This window comes from Rhodoferax sp. (genome assembly GCF_025354435.1).
In the GTDB taxonomy this organism is placed as follows: Bacteria; Pseudomonadota; Gammaproteobacteria; order Burkholderiales; family Burkholderiaceae_C; genus Rhodoferax_B.
In genome coordinates this window covers 55,303-71,391 of the sequence record NZ_JANXMU010000045.1, presented here as the reverse complement: position 1 = coordinate 71,391, position 16,089 = coordinate 55,303, and the positions used below count along the sequence as shown (strand labels likewise).

The 16,089-nt window shown below is 62.9% G+C and carries 19 protein-coding genes; 8 read left to right on the top strand and 11 right to left on the bottom strand.

What is annotated here, in order from left to right:
• Nucleotides 1-10: 10 nt before the first annotated feature.
• Nucleotides 11-1,117 carry an extracellular solute-binding protein gene (locus Q0T48_RS12075; RefSeq protein ID WP_295956651.1) on the bottom strand — a complete coding sequence of 369 codons (1,107 nt, stop codon included), beginning with the start codon at nucleotides 1,115-1,117 and terminating at the stop codon, nucleotides 11-13.
• Between the two features lie 484 nt (nucleotides 1,118-1,601).
• Here Q0T48_RS12075 and Q0T48_RS12070 point away from each other — a divergent pair, with 484 nt between their 5' ends.
• Nucleotides 1,602-1,844: a hypothetical protein gene (locus tag Q0T48_RS12070; protein WP_295956649.1), complete on the top strand. Its 243-nt coding sequence runs from the start codon at nucleotides 1,602-1,604 to the stop codon at nucleotides 1,842-1,844.
• A 101-nt stretch (nucleotides 1,845-1,945) separates the two neighbouring features.
• The gene (miaB, locus tag Q0T48_RS12065) at nucleotides 1,946-3,289 is read left to right on the top strand and encodes a tRNA (N6-isopentenyl adenosine(37)-C2)-methylthiotransferase MiaB (RefSeq protein WP_295956647.1); all 1,344 of its coding nucleotides are present in this window, start codon (nucleotides 1,946-1,948) and stop codon (nucleotides 3,287-3,289) included.
• On the opposite strand, the gene Q0T48_RS12060 is transcribed toward miaB, so the two are convergent.
• The 3 genes from Q0T48_RS12060 to Q0T48_RS12050 form a co-directional block, all read right to left on the bottom strand.
• Complete coding sequence (locus Q0T48_RS12060; RefSeq protein WP_295956646.1) at nucleotides 3,286-4,059, bottom strand: hypothetical protein; 774 nt, start codon at nucleotides 4,057-4,059, stop codon at nucleotides 3,286-3,288. The genes miaB and Q0T48_RS12060 overlap by 4 nt on opposite strands.
• 36 nt (nucleotides 4,060-4,095) lie before the next feature.
• Nucleotides 4,096-4,779 carry a TetR/AcrR family transcriptional regulator gene (locus tag Q0T48_RS12055; protein ID WP_295956645.1) on the bottom strand — a complete coding sequence of 228 codons (684 nt, stop codon included), beginning with the start codon at nucleotides 4,777-4,779 and terminating at the stop codon, nucleotides 4,096-4,098.
• Between the two features lie 128 nt (nucleotides 4,780-4,907).
• Entirely contained in the window at nucleotides 4,908-5,369 is a 462-nt protein-coding gene (locus tag Q0T48_RS12050; protein ID WP_295956642.1) for a phasin family protein, read from the bottom strand.
• Nucleotides 5,370-5,527: 158 nt separating this feature from the next.
• Between Q0T48_RS12050 and rfbB the strand changes: the two genes are divergently transcribed.
• The 4 genes from rfbB to rfbC are packed head-to-tail and all read left to right on the top strand — an operon-like array spanning nucleotide 5,528 to nucleotide 8,926.
• Complete coding sequence (gene rfbB / locus Q0T48_RS12045) at nucleotides 5,528-6,595, top strand: dTDP-glucose 4,6-dehydratase (RefSeq protein ID WP_295956641.1); 1,068 nt, start codon at nucleotides 5,528-5,530, stop codon at nucleotides 6,593-6,595.
• Entirely contained in the window at nucleotides 6,592-7,497 is a 906-nt protein-coding gene (gene rfbD, locus Q0T48_RS12040; RefSeq protein WP_295956639.1) for a dTDP-4-dehydrorhamnose reductase, read from the top strand. The genes rfbB and rfbD overlap by 4 nt, the downstream gene beginning before the upstream one ends.
• Nucleotides 7,494-8,381, top strand: coding sequence for a glucose-1-phosphate thymidylyltransferase RfbA (gene rfbA / locus Q0T48_RS12035; RefSeq protein WP_295956637.1), 888 nt, complete (start codon nucleotides 7,494-7,496; stop codon nucleotides 8,379-8,381). The genes rfbD and rfbA overlap by 4 nt, the downstream gene beginning before the upstream one ends.
• Nucleotides 8,378-8,926 (top strand): dTDP-4-dehydrorhamnose 3,5-epimerase, encoded by a 549-nt coding sequence (rfbC, locus tag Q0T48_RS12030; RefSeq protein WP_295956635.1) that lies wholly within the window; start codon nucleotides 8,378-8,380, stop codon nucleotides 8,924-8,926. The genes rfbA and rfbC overlap by 4 nt, the downstream gene beginning before the upstream one ends.
• A gap of 111 nt (nucleotides 8,927-9,037) precedes the next feature.
• Here the strand turns inward: rfbC and Q0T48_RS12025 are convergent, their stop codons facing one another.
• Nucleotides 9,038-9,334, bottom strand: coding sequence for a polyhydroxyalkanoic acid system family protein (locus Q0T48_RS12025; protein ID WP_295956633.1), 297 nt, complete (start codon nucleotides 9,332-9,334; stop codon nucleotides 9,038-9,040).
• Nucleotides 9,335-9,443: 109 nt separating this feature from the next.
• Here Q0T48_RS12025 and Q0T48_RS12020 point away from each other — a divergent pair, with 109 nt between their 5' ends.
• Nucleotides 9,444-9,752 carry a DUF1840 domain-containing protein gene (locus Q0T48_RS12020; RefSeq protein ID WP_295956631.1) on the top strand — a complete coding sequence of 103 codons (309 nt, stop codon included), beginning with the start codon at nucleotides 9,444-9,446 and terminating at the stop codon, nucleotides 9,750-9,752.
• A 12-nt stretch (nucleotides 9,753-9,764) separates the two neighbouring features.
• On the opposite strand, the gene Q0T48_RS12015 is transcribed toward Q0T48_RS12020, so the two are convergent.
• Entirely contained in the window at nucleotides 9,765-10,724 is a 960-nt protein-coding gene (locus tag Q0T48_RS12015; RefSeq protein WP_295956789.1) for a tripartite tricarboxylate transporter substrate-binding protein, read from the bottom strand.
• Nucleotides 10,725-10,767: 43 nt separating this feature from the next.
• Nucleotides 10,768-11,232 (bottom strand): universal stress protein, encoded by a 465-nt coding sequence (locus Q0T48_RS12010; RefSeq protein WP_295956630.1) that lies wholly within the window; start codon nucleotides 11,230-11,232, stop codon nucleotides 10,768-10,770.
• Nucleotides 11,233-11,298: 66 nt separating this feature from the next.
• Between Q0T48_RS12010 and Q0T48_RS12005 the strand changes: the two genes are divergently transcribed.
• Nucleotides 11,299-12,003 (top strand): alpha/beta fold hydrolase, encoded by a 705-nt coding sequence (locus Q0T48_RS12005; RefSeq protein ID WP_295956627.1) that lies wholly within the window; start codon nucleotides 11,299-11,301, stop codon nucleotides 12,001-12,003.
• 186 nt (nucleotides 12,004-12,189) lie between these two features.
• Here the strand turns inward: Q0T48_RS12005 and coaD are convergent, their stop codons facing one another.
• From coaD to Q0T48_RS11985, 4 genes are read right to left on the bottom strand one after another with little or no spacing between them, the layout of a single operon-like run.
• A complete protein-coding gene (coaD, locus tag Q0T48_RS12000; RefSeq protein WP_295956625.1) occupies nucleotides 12,190-12,684 on the bottom strand; it encodes a pantetheine-phosphate adenylyltransferase in 495 nt (164 codons plus the stop codon).
• Entirely contained in the window at nucleotides 12,681-13,331 is a 651-nt protein-coding gene (rsmD, locus tag Q0T48_RS11995; RefSeq protein ID WP_295956623.1) for a 16S rRNA (guanine(966)-N(2))-methyltransferase RsmD, read from the bottom strand. The genes coaD and rsmD overlap by 4 nt, the downstream gene beginning before the upstream one ends.
• Before the next feature lie 5 nt (nucleotides 13,332-13,336).
• The gene (locus Q0T48_RS11990; RefSeq protein ID WP_295956621.1) at nucleotides 13,337-14,680 is read right to left on the bottom strand and encodes a pitrilysin family protein; all 1,344 of its coding nucleotides are present in this window, start codon (nucleotides 14,678-14,680) and stop codon (nucleotides 13,337-13,339) included.
• Nucleotides 14,680-15,963: a pitrilysin family protein gene (locus Q0T48_RS11985; RefSeq protein WP_295956787.1), complete on the bottom strand. Its 1,284-nt coding sequence runs from the start codon at nucleotides 15,961-15,963 to the stop codon at nucleotides 14,680-14,682. The genes Q0T48_RS11990 and Q0T48_RS11985 overlap by 1 nt, the downstream gene beginning before the upstream one ends.
• Nucleotides 15,964-16,089 lie beyond the last annotated feature (126 nt).

Genomic DNA, 16,089 nt, shown 5'->3' with positions numbered 1-16,089 from the left:
AACGCGGTGTTTATTTGGCTACATCCGCACCGACGACACCCCACTGCTTGGTGATGATGTCTTTGGAGGCGTTTTGGTCTTCCAGGGTGGGGAACACAGCCTTGGCGTAACCGGCTGCGGGTGGCAGCTTGTCGAGCATGGCTTTGGGCAGCTTGTTCTTGGCGACCAGGTCGGTGAAGCGGATGGGGTGGCAGTAGCCGTCCAGCCAGCCAATCTGACCTTCGTCCGAGTACAAGAATTCCATCCACAGCTTGGCCGCGTTCGGGTGCGGTGCGTAGGCGCTGATGCCTTGCACATACACGCCTGCGACCACACCGGTCTTGGGCACGACAACGGCGACCTTGGGGTTGCCCTTGAGCGCGTCACGGTCGGCCAAGGCGTTGTAATCCCAGCGAATCACGATAGGCGTGGTGCCCTGGGCCAGCGAAGCGGCTTTGCCGGTCACGGGCACAAAATTACCGGCCTTGTTCATGTCGGCGAAGAACTTCAAACCGGCAGCGCTGGCAGAGGCCGCATCTTTGCCGCCCATGGCCACACCCGCGGCGTACACGCCCTGGATAGCCTGGTTGGCCGAGCGTGGATCACCCGCCAGGGCCACGGAATTCTTGTAGTCGGACTTGAGCAGGTCGCTCCAGTCGGTAGGCACTTTGCTGATCAGGTCGGTGTTGACTTCGAAGGCCAGCACACCGTAATAGTCGCCGTACCAGTAGCCTTGTGCATCCTTGGTCGAATCAGGAATGGTGGCCCAGTTGGCCACTTTGTAAGGCTGCAGCAAACCTGCCGCCTTGGCCTGGGGGCCGAAGGACAGACCCACGTCGATCACGTCGGGCGCTTGCGGGCCTTTGTTGTCTTTGTTGGCCTTGATGGCTTCCAGCTCGTCACCGGAGCCCGCGTCGGGGTTCAGTTCGTTGACCTTGATGCCGTATTTGGCCTTAAAGGCGTCGATCAATTTGCCATAGCCACACCATGAGCGTGCCAGCGCGATGACGGTCAACTCGCCCTCGGCCTTGGCTGCGGCCACCAGTTGGGCCGACTGGGCCGAAGCGCTTTGCACACCACCCAGGGCTGCGGAGACCGCTGCGGTGACGGCTAGAACTTTGAACATTTGACGAGGCATATCACTTCCTTTTCGTAATCCGATGAAGACACATTTGACACATGAAAGATCAGGGCACTGCAAACGATTCCACAAGAAAACCCGTTTGCAAACACCCAGCCTGGACTGGCGGCGTGGAGACATAAAAATTTGCCTTGTACTCCCCGATTGCATACTACTGCCAGCCTTATGCTTGCGCAATCGTAGTGGCGATTTATGACCACTCTGCGACCATTCCGTGACAACTGGCAATATGCAGGCCATTCACTGATCAGCTTTACACCGAAATGGTGTAAAGCGCACGCACAGTAAAATCCGGCCTTCCAGCCTCTGGATGTCCACCACGAACCGCTGTATGCCAATACCCATCAAAAATAGATTTGCTATACTTAACATAGCTGCAAGCGTATGCATCATATGCGCTAGCACCACTTTTTCTTTAAATCTGCACGCCCAGGAGCGGACCTTCCCCGCTACGGCCCTGCGCGGCACGCTAGAGGTTACGGTGCCGCCGCAGGTGCTGCTGGATGGCAAGACCGACCAACTCTCGCCCGGTGCGCGCATCCACGGCAGCAACAACATGCTGATGTTGTCGGGCAGCCTGGTCGGCCAGTCAGCGCTGGCTGTCAATTACACCCGAGAGATCGGCGGTGCCGTGTCCGAAGTCTGGGTGCTGACCGAGGCCGAAGCCTCTGTCAAACGCCCCACCGCTGCCAAGCCCTGGCGCTTCTTTGGCCTTTTCGATTGAGCGCTAGCGGCTTGGCCCGCTGCACAGTTCATATTAGCTTTCTTGGACGCGGGGGCAGAGCACCTCGGACCATGCAAGCAGTTTTACGTTGAGAGTTTCCCATGTCTAAAAAAGTCTTTATCAAAACCTTCGGCTGCCAAATGAACGAGTACGACTCGGGCAAGATGGTCGATGTGCTGCACGCCGCCCAGGGCTACGAGGCCACGCTGAACGTGGACGAGGCCGACCTGATTCTGTTCAACACCTGCTCGGTGCGCGAAAAGGCGCAAGAAAAGGTCTTCAGCGACCTGGGCCGCATCAAGCACTTGAAGAAAAAAGGCGTGCAGATCGGCGTGGGCGGCTGCGTGGCCAGCCAGGAAGGCGCGGCCATCATCGCCCGCGCACCCTATGTAGACGTGGTGTTTGGCCCGCAAACCTTGCACCGCCTGCCCGAGCTGCTGAACCAGCGCCTGCTGCAAAGCCGCCCGCAGGTGGACATCAGCTTCCCCGAGATCGAGAAGTTCGACCACCTGCCGCCCGCGCGGGTTGAGGGCGCGTCGGCCTTCGTCAGCATCATGGAAGGCTGCTCTAAATACTGTAGCTACTGCGTGGTGCCCTACACGCGTGGCGAAGAGGTTTCACGCCCGTTTGAAGACGTACTGGTGGAAGTCGCCGGGCTGGCCGACCAGGGCGTGAAAGAGGTCACCTTGCTGGGCCAGAACGTGAATGCCTACCGCGGCGCGATGGGTGACACGGCCGAAATTGCCGACTTCGCGTTGCTGCTGGAATACGTGTCCGACATCCCCGGCATCGAGCGCATCCGCTACACCACCAGCCACCCGAACGAATTTACCCCGCGCCTGATCGCGGCCTACGCCACGCTGCCCAAGCTGGTGAGCCACCTGCACCTGCCGGTACAGCACGGCTCGGACCGCATCCTGATGTCCATGAAGCGCGGCTACACCGCCATGGAATACAAGAGCACGGTGCGCAAGCTGCGCGCCATCCGCCCCGACATGGCCATGAGCAGCGACTTCATCGTCGGCTTCCCCGGCGAGACGGAAGACGACTTCCAGAAAATGATGAAGCTGATTGACGACGTGGGCTATGACAACAGCTTCAGCTTCATCTTCAGCCCCCGCCCCGGCACCCCCGCCGCCAACTTGGCCGACGAGACCCCGCACGCCGTCAAGCTGGCGCGCCTGCAGCACCTGCAAGCTGTGCTGAACAACAGCGTGCGCAGCATTGCCGCCCGCCGCGTCGGCACGGTGCAGCGGATTCTGGTCGAGGGCCCGAGCAAACGCCCCAGCGCCGAGGGCCTGGAGCTGATGGGCCGCACCGAGTGCAACCGGGTGGTGAACTTTCAGGGGCAACAGCGCCTGATCGGCCAGATGGTCGATGTGACCATCACCGAAGCCATGTCGTTCTCGCTGCGGGGCGAGGTGCTGCTGCAGGAAACGGTTTAACTGTCGAGCTCCGACCTTGCCAGGTCGGCGTCCAGGTGCTCCATGGCATCCAAGGGTGCGGCGGTGGCGGCCTGCTCGTACAGGCGGGTGGCTTCAGCCAGACGCTGCTCGCCGTCCAGCATCAGCAGGGCATTGGCGTATTCGACCATGGCGATGGCGGCACCGGGGGTCAAGTTCAAGGCTTCTTGCAGGAGCTTCAGGCCCACGTCTTTGCGCACGCCGTAGGTCATGCTGCCAATCAAAGCCCCCACTTTGTCGATCACCTCGGCATGGAACGCGCCCAACGCGATATGGGCACCCGCATGCTTGGGTTCCAGGCGGATGGTGCGCTCCAGCGAATCTTTGACCTTGCCGCCCAGGCCCTGCGCCAGCGCCTTGGCCACGCTGATGCCCTGGCTATAACGGCTTAGCGCGTAGGCATGCCAGTACCAGGCATTGGCATTTTGGGGATCTTGCTGGGCCTGGGCCTCGGCGCGCGCCGCCACTTCCAGAAAAAGGTCCAGCCGCAGGCGTTCAAACGGTTCTAAATAGGTGGCGTAAATGCAGGTGGCCTTGTTGGCCAAGGTCAGCCCGGCACCGCCCAGAGCGAGCCCGGCAACCGCGGCTTTTTGGAATTCGCCGTTGTGGAATAGCGCCCAGGCCTCGAGCAAAGGCGCATCTGCAGGCAAGGGCTCGGAGTCACCCCGGTGCAGGCGCGCCCAGCCCAGGGCGGTGCTGGCAGCATCAAACGCATAGGCCCCGGGATGGGGAAAGGCGGTCCATAAGGACATGGTGTGTCTCCTCGTGGGCGGGCTTGAAAGTCAATATCAGCCTACTGCGCTGGCAACGGGCTGGACGGGCTGGGAGTAGGCGGACACCAGATTCAGTAAATGCAGGCGCTGGCCCGCCTCCAGGTAGGGCAGCAGTAAATTCAGCACGTGGTGGGCACCTCGCAGCAGCGCCATCTGGGCGCTGTCGGCCTCCAGCGCATGGCGCGGGTCGCGCACGTATTCAAAACTCAGCCAGTAGGTCAGCACCACCACCATGCTGGTGGCTGTGGGCTCAGCTTCGCGGCTGTCGATCTGCAACGCACCCGACTGGGCCATGCCGTCCAGCAGCGCACGGATGGCGCGGGTCTTGTGCTTCAGTACCGACTGGAAATGGGTTTCCAGGTGCCGGTTATTGCTCAGCAGATCGTTCAGGTCGCGGTACAAAAACCGGTACTCCCAAATCAGCTCGAACAGGCTGTGCATGAAAAACCAGGCGTCTTCCACATCGCGCACGCCGTCGCTGGCGTTGAGCAGCTCGGTTAGACCGCGCTCGTAGCGGTCAAACAGCGCGTTGATGAGTTCCTCTTTGGCAGGATAGTGGTAATACAGGTTGCCGGGGCTGATGGACAGCTCGGCCGAAATCAAGGTGGTGGAGACGTTGGGCTCGCCAAACCGGTTGAACAGATCCAGCGTCACTTCCAGAATGCGTTCGGCCGTGCGGCGCGGCGCTTTTTTCGCCATGGATGTCTTCCCCGTTATTGAGCATCCACTCTAACCCACACGGGGTGGCTAAGGAATTAGGGAAGGTGCTAGTGCCAGCACCAACGTAAAAAGGGTGCCGCAGTACCCTTTTTTAAAACCCGGCACGCTCAAGCGTCAGGTTTGGTCGCGCGCTTGGCTTTAGCTGTTGGCTCCTGCTGGGCCACTAGCGTTTGCACCAGTTTGCTGAGTTCTTCGACCTGGGCCGTCAACACCGCCACGTCCTGGGCCGAGGGCACGCCCAATTTTTTCAGGGCTTTGGCGACACGGTCTTCAAAGATATTTTCCAGTTTGTCCCACTGGCCGGTAGCCCGCTCGGTGATGCCCTGGGCCATGCTGGTCATTTTGCTGGCAGCCTCGGCCAGCTTTTCTTCCGCCATGGCTTGCGACTTGGTCTGCATGCCGATACCGTCCTTGACCAGGGATTCAAACACCTTGCTACCTTCTTCCTGCGCCTTGGCAAAAGCACCTAGGCCCGCCAGCCAGATTTGCTGGGCAGAATCTTTAACACTGGGTTTGGACGACGCGTTGGCCGTGTTGTCTTCGTTGGAAGGGCTGGGGTTTTTGTCCATGGCAGTCTCTTTAAAGGGGATTTGGACCTTGAACTGTACGCAGTAGCCGGTGTTGCGTGTAGATGCGGACTTCTAAATGGCCAGTGCCACTCGCCCGTGTGAACTAAACTTTAGCGCTTCATGCGCTGCCCACAGCGCTCTGCTTTACAAGGAATACTATGATTTTGGTGACTGGCGGTGCGGGTTTTATCGGTGCCAATTTTGTATTGGACTGGGTCGCGCAAACGGGCGAAGCGGTCGTCAACCTCGACAAACTTACCTATGCCGGGAACCTGGAAAACCTGTCCAGCCTGCAAGCCGAAGCCCGCCACATCTTCGCCCAGGGCGACATTGGCGACCACGCACTCGTGGCATCCCTGCTGACCCAGCACCAACCACGCGCCGTGGTCAATTTTGCGGCCGAATCACATGTAGACCGCTCGATCCACAGCCCCGAAGCATTTATCCAGACCAACGTGATGGGCACCTTCCAGTTGCTGGAAGCGGTGCGCGCCTACTGGGGAGGCTTGGCCAGCGATACCAAGGCCAACTTCCGCTTTTTGCACGTGTCCACCGACGAAGTCTACGGCTCGCTGGCCGCCACCGACCCGGCCTTCACCGAAACCCACCAGTACGAACCCAACAGCCCTTACTCGGCCAGCAAAGCCGCCAGCGACCATCTGGTGCGCGCCTACCACCACACCTACGGCCTGCCGGTGCTGACCACCAACTGCAGTAACAACTACGGCCCCTACCATTTCCCCGAAAAACTCATCCCGCTGATGGTGGTCAACGCGCTGGCGGGCAAGCCTCTGCCCATTTATGGCGACGGCCAGCAAATCCGCGACTGGCTGTACGTCAAGGACCACTGCAGCGCCATCCGCCGGGTGCTGGAAGCCGGGCGACTGGGCGAGACCTACAACGTGGGTGGCTGGAACGAAATGCCCAACCTGGACATCGTGCACACCGTGTGCGGCCTGCTCGACACGCTGCGCCCCCGCGCCGACGGCCAAAGCTACGCCACGCAGATCACGTATGTCACCGACCGCCCCGGCCACGACCGCCGCTACGCCATCGATGCCAGCAAGATCGAGCGCGAACTCGGCTGGAAGCCGGCCGAAACCTTCGCCAGCGGCATCGCCAAAACCATCGCCTGGTATCTGGACAATCCCGAATGGGTGGCCCGGGTGCAAAGCGGTGCCTACCGCGACTGGGTAGACACCAACTACGCGGCCCGCGCCGCATGAAGTCCCCCAAAATTTTGCTCTTGGGCAAAAACGGCCAGGTCGGCTGGGAGCTACAGCGCAGCCTGGCTGCACTGGGCAGCTTGACCGCACTGGACCGCCACAGCACTGACTACTGCGGTGATTTGTCTAATCTGGACGGCATCGCCGACACCGTGCGCCGCCTGCAGCCCGACATCATCGTCAACGCCGCCGCCCACACCGCCGTGGACCGGGCCGAGAGCGAATCTGAACTGGCCCACACCCTCAACGCCCTGGCCCCCGGCGTGCTGGCGGCCGAGGCCGAAAAGCTCGGCGCGTGGCTGGTGCATTACTCCACCGACTACGTGTTCGACGGCAGCGGCAACCTGCCCTGGCAGGAATCGGACGTCCCTGCGCCTTTGAGCGTGTACGGCCGCAGCAAGCTTGAAGGTGAGCAGCGCATCCAGGCCGCCAACGCCCGGCACCTCATCTTCCGCACCAGTTGGGTGTATGCCGCACGCGGGGGCAACTTTGCCAAAACCATGCTGCGGCTGGCCAAAGAGCGCGAACAACTCACCGTAATCGACGACCAGACCGGGGCGCCCACCGGGGCCGAACTACTGGCGGATGTCACCGCACTGGCCTTGCGATCCGCGTTCTCTGCGCCATCGCTGGCAGGTATTTACCACCTGGCGGCATCGGGCGAAACGACCTGGCACGGCTACGCCCAAACCGTGCTGGCCCACGCGCAGCAGGCCGGTATCGCGCTCAAAGCCGGGCCCGAAGCGGTCGTCGCCGTACCCACCACCGCCTTCCCCACCCCCGCCCAGCGGCCGCTCAATAGCCGACTGGATACCCGTAAACTGCAAGCCGCTTTTGGTCTGACCTTGCCCAACTGGCAGGTCGGCGTGGCGCGCATGCTCAACGAGACACTCACACCATGACCCAACGCAAAGGCATCATCCTCGCAGGCGGCTCAGGCACGCGCCTGCACCCGGCGACCCTGGCCATCAGCAAGCAACTGCTGCCGGTCTACGACAAGCCGATGATTTACTACCCGCTCAGCACGCTGATGCTGGCGGGCATCCGCGACATTCTGATCATCAGCACGCCGCAGGACACCCCCCGTTTCACCCAGTTGCTGGGCGACGGATCGCAGTGGGGCCTGAACCTGCAATACGCCGTGCAAGCCAGCCCCGATGGCCTGGCACAGGCGTTTTTGATCGGCGAAGACTTCATCGGCAACGACCCCAGCGCGCTGGTGCTGGGCGACAACATCTTCTACGGCCACGACTTCACCCAGCTACTGGGCACGGCCGATGCCCAAACCTCGGGTGCCTCGGTGTTCGCCTACCACGTGCAAGACCCAGAACGCTATGGCGTGGTGGCGTTTGATGCCCAAGGCAAAGCCCGCAGCATCGAAGAAAAGCCTGTAGAACCGCAAAGCAACTACGCCGTCACCGGCCTGTACTTCTACGACAACCAGGTCGTGGACATCGCCAAGGCCGTGAAGCCCAGCCCGCGTGGCGAGCTGGAAATCACCGCCGTCAACCAGGCCTATCTAGACCAGGGCACGCTGAATGTACAAATCATGCAGCGCGGCTATGCCTGGCTGGACACCGGCACCTTCGAGAGCCTGCTCGAAGCCGGGCAGTTCATCGCCACGCTGGAACGCCGCCAGGGCCTGAAAATCGCCTGCCCGGAAGAAATTTCCTGGCGCAACGGCTTCATCACCAGCGAGCAGGTGGAACGCCTGGCCCAGCCGCTGGCCAAAAACGGCTACGGCCAGTACCTGCTGCGCATGCTGAAAGAAGAAATCCGCAAATGAAAGCCACCCCCACCCGCATCCCCGACGTACTGATCCTGGAGCCCAAGGTATTTGGCGACGCGCGCGGTTTCTTCTATGAAAGCTTCAACGGCCATGCGTTTGCCCAGGCCACGGGTCTGGACGTAGCCTTTGTGCAAGACAACCATTCGCGCTCGGCCCAGGGCGTGCTGCGCGGCCTGCACTACCAGATCCAGAACCCACAGGGCAAGCTGGTGCGCTGCGTGCGCGGTGCCGTGTTCGACGTAGCGGTAGACATCCGCCGCAGCTCGGCCACCTTTGGCCAATGGGTGGGTGTGGAGCTGAGCGAAGACAACCACCGCCAGCTGTGGGTGCCTCCCGGCTTTGCCCACGGCTTTGTGGTGCTGACGGCCACCGCCGACTTTCTGTACAAAACCACCGATTACTACGCCCCGGCATTTGAGCGCTGCATCGCCTGGAACGACCCCTCCATCGGTATTGAATGGCCTGCGGGCATTACACCCCAACTGTCGGCTAAAGATGCCGTGGGTCGGCTGTTGGCCGAAGCCGAGGTGTTTGAAGGCTAAATTGCGCACCGCACATAATGCTATTTAAATAATAGCATTATGCGTATATGGAATATACGCTAGCGGCCTTTTTTTTCTTAAAAAGTACCGCTGCAAGCGCCGCTAGTTTGGTCAGGTCACCTGGGTCAGCATCTTGTCCATACGGCGGGCGACCTCGGTTTCAATCTTGTCCTTGAAGGCGCTCCACAAGAAGCCCAGCTCGGCGTCCAGCACAAAACGGTCGTCGGTGATCTGCACCGTGCCGGTCACACCCGCGCGGCGAAAGCTGATTTCGTCGCTGGCCGCGCCCTCGGTGTATTCGCAGGTCATGCCCAGCCGGGTTTCGGCCTGCTCCAGCCATTCGTTGGCCAGCTTGCGGGCGGCGGGAAGGCCCAGAGTGTGTTCGCGCTGCATGTGGATGTCGGTCACTCAAAAATCTCCTAGGGGAAGTACGGGAATTGGTGTTACCGGACGCATCATGCCAGCCCAAGCCCGCCAAGCCGGGCACAATAGTGACACTCTATTTAACGGAAGTGCCATGTTGTACAAATTCAAGTCTAAAGCCGACGGCGACCTCATCATGCTCGAAGCCAATGGGCGCAAAGTGTTGGAAATCATTGGCAAGACCCCCGGTGCCCAAGGCATCATCTTGGTCGCCGAGATGGCCGGAGCCGTCGCCGCCCTGCAAGCCGCCATCGTGCTCGACGATGCTGCCCGCAAAGCCGCCACCGTCGAAGCCAAGGTCCATGAAATGGACACCGTCTCGCTGCACCAGCGCGCCAAGCCCTTCATCGACATGCTACACCGCTGCGAAAAAGAAAACGCCGACGTGACCTGGGGGACCTAACCCCTCCCGACGCTAATCGGCGTATACGCCCGCCGCCTTGATGATCGGGCTCCACTTGGCGATTTCGGCGGCTACGAACTTCTTGTGCTCCGCAGGCTCAAGGCGCTTATCGGTTACCACCACCGCACCCAGGCCCTCTTGCTTCTTGATGAAGTCGGGGTCTTTCAAGGCCAGCTTCAGGGCCGCATTGAGCTTGGCCAGCACAGCAGGCGGTGTGCCCTTCGGGGCATACAGGCCATGCCAGATGCTGACCTCAAAACCCTTTAAACCCATTTCCTGCAACGTGGGCAGGGACTTTAGAGCGGGCGTGCCCAGGCGCTTGGCGCTGGTGACGGCAAAAGCCTTGACCTTCTTGGCCTCGATCTGGCTGGTGGTGTTGGTGGTCTGGTCGCACATCAGGTCGATCTGGCCGCCAATCAGGTCGGTCATGGCCGGGGCCGCGCCTTTGTAGGGCACGGTGGTCATGTCCATCTGCAGTGCAGCCTGGACCAACAGGCCGCACAGGTGCGAGGCCGAACCCACACCCGCATTGCCCAGGTTGATGCGCCCCTTGTTCTGCGCCATCCAGGCCGCCAGCTGCGGGTAGGTGGCGGCAGGCAGGCCCGGTTTGCTAACCAGCGTCATCGGCACCTCGTCCACCAGGCCCAGATATTCAAAATCGCTTTCCACCTTGAACGGCAGGTTGCGCACCAGCGTGGGCATGGTGGCCATGCCGATGTGGTTCAGCAGCAGGGTGTAGCCGTCCGGCGTGGCCCGTGCCGCCTTGGCAGAGCCGATAGAGCTGCCCGCGCCCGCCACGTTGTCCACCACGATGCTAACCCCGCCCAGCGGCTTGCGCAGGGCTTCGGCCAGATCCCGCGCCACGCGGTCGGTAGGGCCACCGGCCGGGAACGGCACGATGATGCTGATGGGCTTGGCAGGGAACTCTGCCGCGTGGCCGACCAGCACCGCAGCCGCCAACGCCACGGCCATGCATAACTTGTGCACCATGTCTTCTACCCTTTTTTACCTTCTTCTAGAGGCTCTCAGCCCCCAGATCCGGGTCAGCCACATCGCTGGGCTTGATCAACATCACCGGTATCTGCGCGGCGTGCAGCACCTCGTGCGACACCGAGCCCAGCAGCGCACTGCGCAGGCTGCCCTTGTCGCGCGCGCCCATCACCACCATGTCGCAGCCAAAGCGCTCCACGATATCGATCAACGTATGGGCCGGGTCGCCAACGGCCACCTCCGAGGCATAGGCGATGCCTGCGTGCCGCAGCAAGGCCTCGCCCGCCTTCAGCGCCTTGGCACCGGCCTGGGCGCTGGCCCGGGCGATCAGCGCCGGGTCAGCGGCCATCACCATCTCGTACAGGTGGGCGGGCTCCTGCACATTGGCCAACACCACCTCGGCCTGCAGGCCCTGGCGTACCAGACGGATCACCTGCCGCACGGCTTGCAGCGACACCTCAGAGCCATCCAAAGGCAACAAAATCTTCATCGCGTATTCTCCCGAGGTTTAAACCAAGTCAGCATAGGCCCAAATTGGGTCTCCCAAGATTCCCCCATGCACCAACTTGTATTTATTCCCGGCCTGGCCACCGATGCCCATATGTGGCAGGACCAGCTTGCCGCCGTGCCGCCCGCCTGGCGTGCCACGGTGGCCGACGTGCTCGCCCACCCCACAAGCGTTGAGGACATGGCCCAGGCCGTGCTGCGCCAGCACCCTGGCGAACTGGTGCTGTGCGGTGCCTCCATGGGCGGCATCATCGCCATGGAGGCCGTGCGCCAGGCCCCCGAGCGCGTCCGCGCCCTGGCCCTGCTAGGCACCAGCGCCCGGCCCGAACTGCCGCACCACAGGGCGCAGCGCGAGACCGCCATCCAGATGGTGGAGGCGGGCCGCCTGGCCGAGTTTGTGCGCGCCACCGCCGCCATGGCGTTTTCGCCCACGCACCCCAGCGACAAGGCCGACCTGCAGCGCTACAAAGACATGGTGCTGCGCACCCCGCCCGCCCTGTGGGTGCAGCAAAACCGCGCCCTGGCCGACCGGCCCGACGCGCGCCTGCACTTGGGCACCGTGCGCTGCCCGACCCTGGTGCTGTGCGGCGACAAAGACCTGCTGACCCCGGCCAAACTCTCGGAAGAAATCGCCAGCCTGGTGCCCGGCGCAGAGCTGCACCTGCTGCCCCGCTGCGGCCACATGCTGACCATGGAGCAGCCCGGAGAAGTCAATGCCGTGTTGCTGGACTGGCTGGGACGGCTGAAACTGTAATGCTATATTTTAGATAGCTTAGACTGCAGACCGTATAAGCACTAGCAGCCTAAGAAGCATATAGCACCCGCAAAAAATACCCCTTCCAGAAACACCGTGGAACCGGCTTCGCCGGGCCACTGGTGTTGTCCCCTGCAAGGGGGTGGGCGAAAAGTGCACAGCACTGTAGCCTGGGGGTGCGTTAAATCAAGCGCGTTCGCGTACTTTTTCGGCCAGCTTTTCCAGCACGAATGGCGAGACAAACTTGTGCACTTCACCGCCCAGCAGAGCAATCTCGCGCACAAAGGTGCTGGAGACAAACTGGAAGCCGTCGCTGGGCGTCAGGAACACGGTTTCCACGTCTGGCATCAGGGTGCGGTTCATGCCGGCCAGCTGGAATTCGTAGTCGAAGTCGGTCACCGCGCGCAGGCCGCGCACCATGGCTTTGCCGCCCTTAGCCACCACGAAGTCGCGCAGCAGGCCGCTGAAGCTTTCTACCTGCACCTGCGGGTAGGTTTTGACCGATTCGCGCACCATCTCCAGCCGCTGCTCCAGGCTGAACAGCGTCTTTTTATGGTGCCCGGCGGCCACGGCGACGATGACTTGGTCGAACAACTGCGTGGCGCGGCGCACCACGTCCTCGTGGCCCAGGGTCATGGGGTCGAAGGTGCCGGGGTAGACCGCGATCACCGGCGGATTCATGGCGCTTCGGCTGCGGTCAGCAGTTGCAGCAGATGGGCGTGGACCGCGCCCGCCTTCAGGTAACGGTGGACGCGCAGGCCCAGCGGGGCCAGCAGCTCGTCGGTCCACTTGGCGGGGGCTTCCAGGTAGACGAAGCCATTGCCCTGCACGGCCTTGGCGGCGGCGTTCAGTGCGGGCTCGTACAGGCCCGATTCAAACGGCGGGTCCAGAAACACCAAATCCAAGCTACCCGTCGCCAGTTGCCGCAGCGCCGCCACACCATCGCCGCGCTGCACCTGGGTAGCGCTGGCCTGCAGCTTGGTTTGCGTGGTTTTGAGCTGGGCCACCAGGGCCGGGTCTTGTTCGAACAAATGCACGGTGGCGGCCCCGCGCGAGGCGGCCTCGAAGCCCAGCACGCCGGTGCCCGCAAACACGTCCACGCAGCGCCAGCCGGTCAGGTCCTGGCCCAGCCAGTTGAACAGGGTTTCGCGCACCCGGTCGGGCGTGGGGCGCAGGCCGGGTTTGCTGGCCACGGTGAGGCGGGTGCGCTTCCACTCGCCGCCGATGATGCGGATCTCGCCGGGCTTGCCGCCCACCGGATGCGGGTCGGACGGGCGGGGTTTGGTCTTTTTGGCGATTTTTTTGGGGGGACGTTGCAACGTAGACATAGGATTTAGGGAGTTTCTCCGACCACCACAGTGGCCATTTTTTCGGGTTGCAGGATACGGGCAAAAGCCGTTTGGATGTCGGCTTGCGTGACGCGCTCTATCTGTGCGGTCCAGTGGTCCAGGTAGTCCAGTGGCAGATGGTTCCACGCGATGTTAGCCACGTTGTCGAGCAGTTTGCGGTTGCTGTCGATGCGCAGGGCAAATCCGCCTTGCAAATTGTCTTTGGCGGCCTGCAGTTCGGCGGCGGTGGGGCCGTCGGCCACAAAGCGCTTTAACACGTCTTGGGCCACCTGGATGGCCTGCTTGGCCTGGTCGGGCCGGGTTTGCAGGCCGATGGTGAAGGCCCCGGCGTGCATGGCGGGCGCAAAGCTGCTGTAGACGCTGTAGCTCAAGCCGCGCTTTTCGCGCACCTCGGTGGTCAGGCGCGAGCCAAAACCGCCGCCACCCAGGATGTGGTTGCCCACCAGCAGGGCGAAGAAGGCCGGGTCGCTGCGCGCATAGCCGACCTGGCCGATCAGCACCTGGGCCTGGGCGGCATCGAAGGGGATGTGCTGGTCACTGCTGCGTGCCAGCGGCTGCACATCCGCCACGGCGGACAAGGGCGTGCAGCCGGTGGTCGGCAGGCGGGCCAGCAGCCGGGTCACCAGCGCATCGGCCTGCGCCCGGTCTACGGCACCCACCAGGCTGACGATGGCGCGGCAGGGCAGGATGCTGCGGGCGTAGAAGGCGCGCATGTCGGCGGTCTGGATGCGGGCCAGCGTCTCGGCGGTCAGCTCGTAACCGTAGGGGTGCGTGCCGTACACCGCGGCGGCAAACGCGCGCCCGGCCACGGTGGCGGGCCGGGTGGCGGATTCCTTGAGCTGGGCCGCCACGCGCTGGCGTTCGCGCTGCCACAGGCTGTCGCTGAAGGCGGGCTCGCCGATCTGGCGGGCGGCCAGGGCGGTAGCTTTTTCCAGCAGGTCGGGGTAGGTCAGGGTACGCAGCGAGAAGCTGAAGCGGTCGGTGCTGGCGCTGCTGTCCAGCGACGCGCCTAGGTCGGCCCAGGCTTCGCCCAGGGCGTTTTCGTCCAGTGCGGGCGCGGTGCCCACGGCGCGCACGCCTTCCGAGGCCATGCCTGCGGTCAGGCCGGCCAGCCCGGCCTGCGCAGCCGGGTCGCGGCGGCTGCCTGCGTCGAAGTCAATTTGCACGTCCAGCATGGGGATGGCCGGGCTGGGCACCAGGTAGACCTGCGCGCCACTGGGCTGAACCCAATGCTGGATAGGAATACCCGCGACCGCAGAATTTAAGCAAAATAGGCCGCTAGCGCATATAACGCCTACACGAGTAGCTATTTTTTTGATAGTAAGCATCAGCGCAGCTCCCCCAGTGGGATGGAACGGGGTTTCTTGCGGTTGGGGTCCAGCGGCTGGGGCAGCAGCGTGGCCACCGTCAGCTGGTCGTCGCCAAAGTAGCGCACGGCGGCAGCCTGTACCTGGGCGGCGCTGATGCCGCGCAGCCGGGCGATGAGGCGGTCGTTTGCGTCGAGCGGTAGGCCTTGCACCCAGTTGCTGCCCAGTTCGCGGGCCTGGTTCATCACCGAATCGAGCTTGTAGACGGCGCTGGACACCCACTGGGTTTTGACACGGCTCAGCTCGGCCTCGGTCACGCCTTTTTGCGCCACCAGGGTAATTTGGGCACGCAAGGCGGCTTCGACCTGCGCGGCGCTGTGGCCTGCGGCGGGCACGCCTTCGAGCATGAAGAGCTGCGGACCCCGCCCGACCAGGCCGTTGTAAGCCCCGGCGCTGTCGGCCACCGGGCCACCGGCCTGGCCGTGGTCTTGCGTCAGGGCGCGCTCCAGCCGGGCACCGCTGTAGCCGTCCAGCACGGCGGCCAGCACAGTCAGGGCCAGTGCGTCGTCGCTGTCAGGCTGCAAACCGGGCACCTTGAAGGCCAGGGAAACCACTGCCTGCTCGGCCGGGGCTTTGAAGTCCAGGCGCTTGGTGCCCGCCTGTTCGGGCTCCAGCCGGGGCTTGCGCACGGGTACCTGGCGGGCCGGGATGCTGCCGTAGTACTGGGCCGCCAACTGGCAGACCTGGGCCGGGTCCACATCACCTGCCACCACCAAGGCAGCGTTGGCCGGGGTGTACCAGCGCTGGTAGAAGGCGCGGGCATCATCAGGGGTCATGGCATCCAGGTCGCTCATCCAGCCCACCACCGGGCGGCGGTAGGGGGATGCGGCGAATACGGTGGCCAGCATGGCCTCGTTCATCAAGGAGCGCGGCGAATCTTCGGTGCGCATGCGGCGCTCTTCCTTCACCACCTCCAGCTCGCGCTTGAATTCTTCATCCGACCATTGGTTGTGGGCAAAGCGGTCGGCTTCCAGCTGCATCACCGCTTCGAGCTGGCCCGCCGGAATCTGCTGGTAATAACCGGTGTTGTCTTTGGCGGTGAACGCATTTTCCCGTCCGCCCAGGGCCGCCACGCGGCGCGAAAACTCCCCCGGCGGCAGACTGGGCGTGCCCTTGAACATCATGTGCTCCAGGATGTGGGCCACGCCCGACGTGCCGTCCACCTCGTCCAGGGAGCCCACACGCACCCACAGCATCTGCACGGCGGTGGGGGCGCGGTGGTCGGGCTGAACGATGACCGCCATGCCGTTGGGCAGATCGCATTGCGTGGGCTGGGTGGGGGGAGTCTGGGCGCACGCCAAGGCGCTGAACAGGGCGAAAACCGGAAGTATTTGGCGTTTCATAGAATGGCTGATTCTAAGAACCCACCA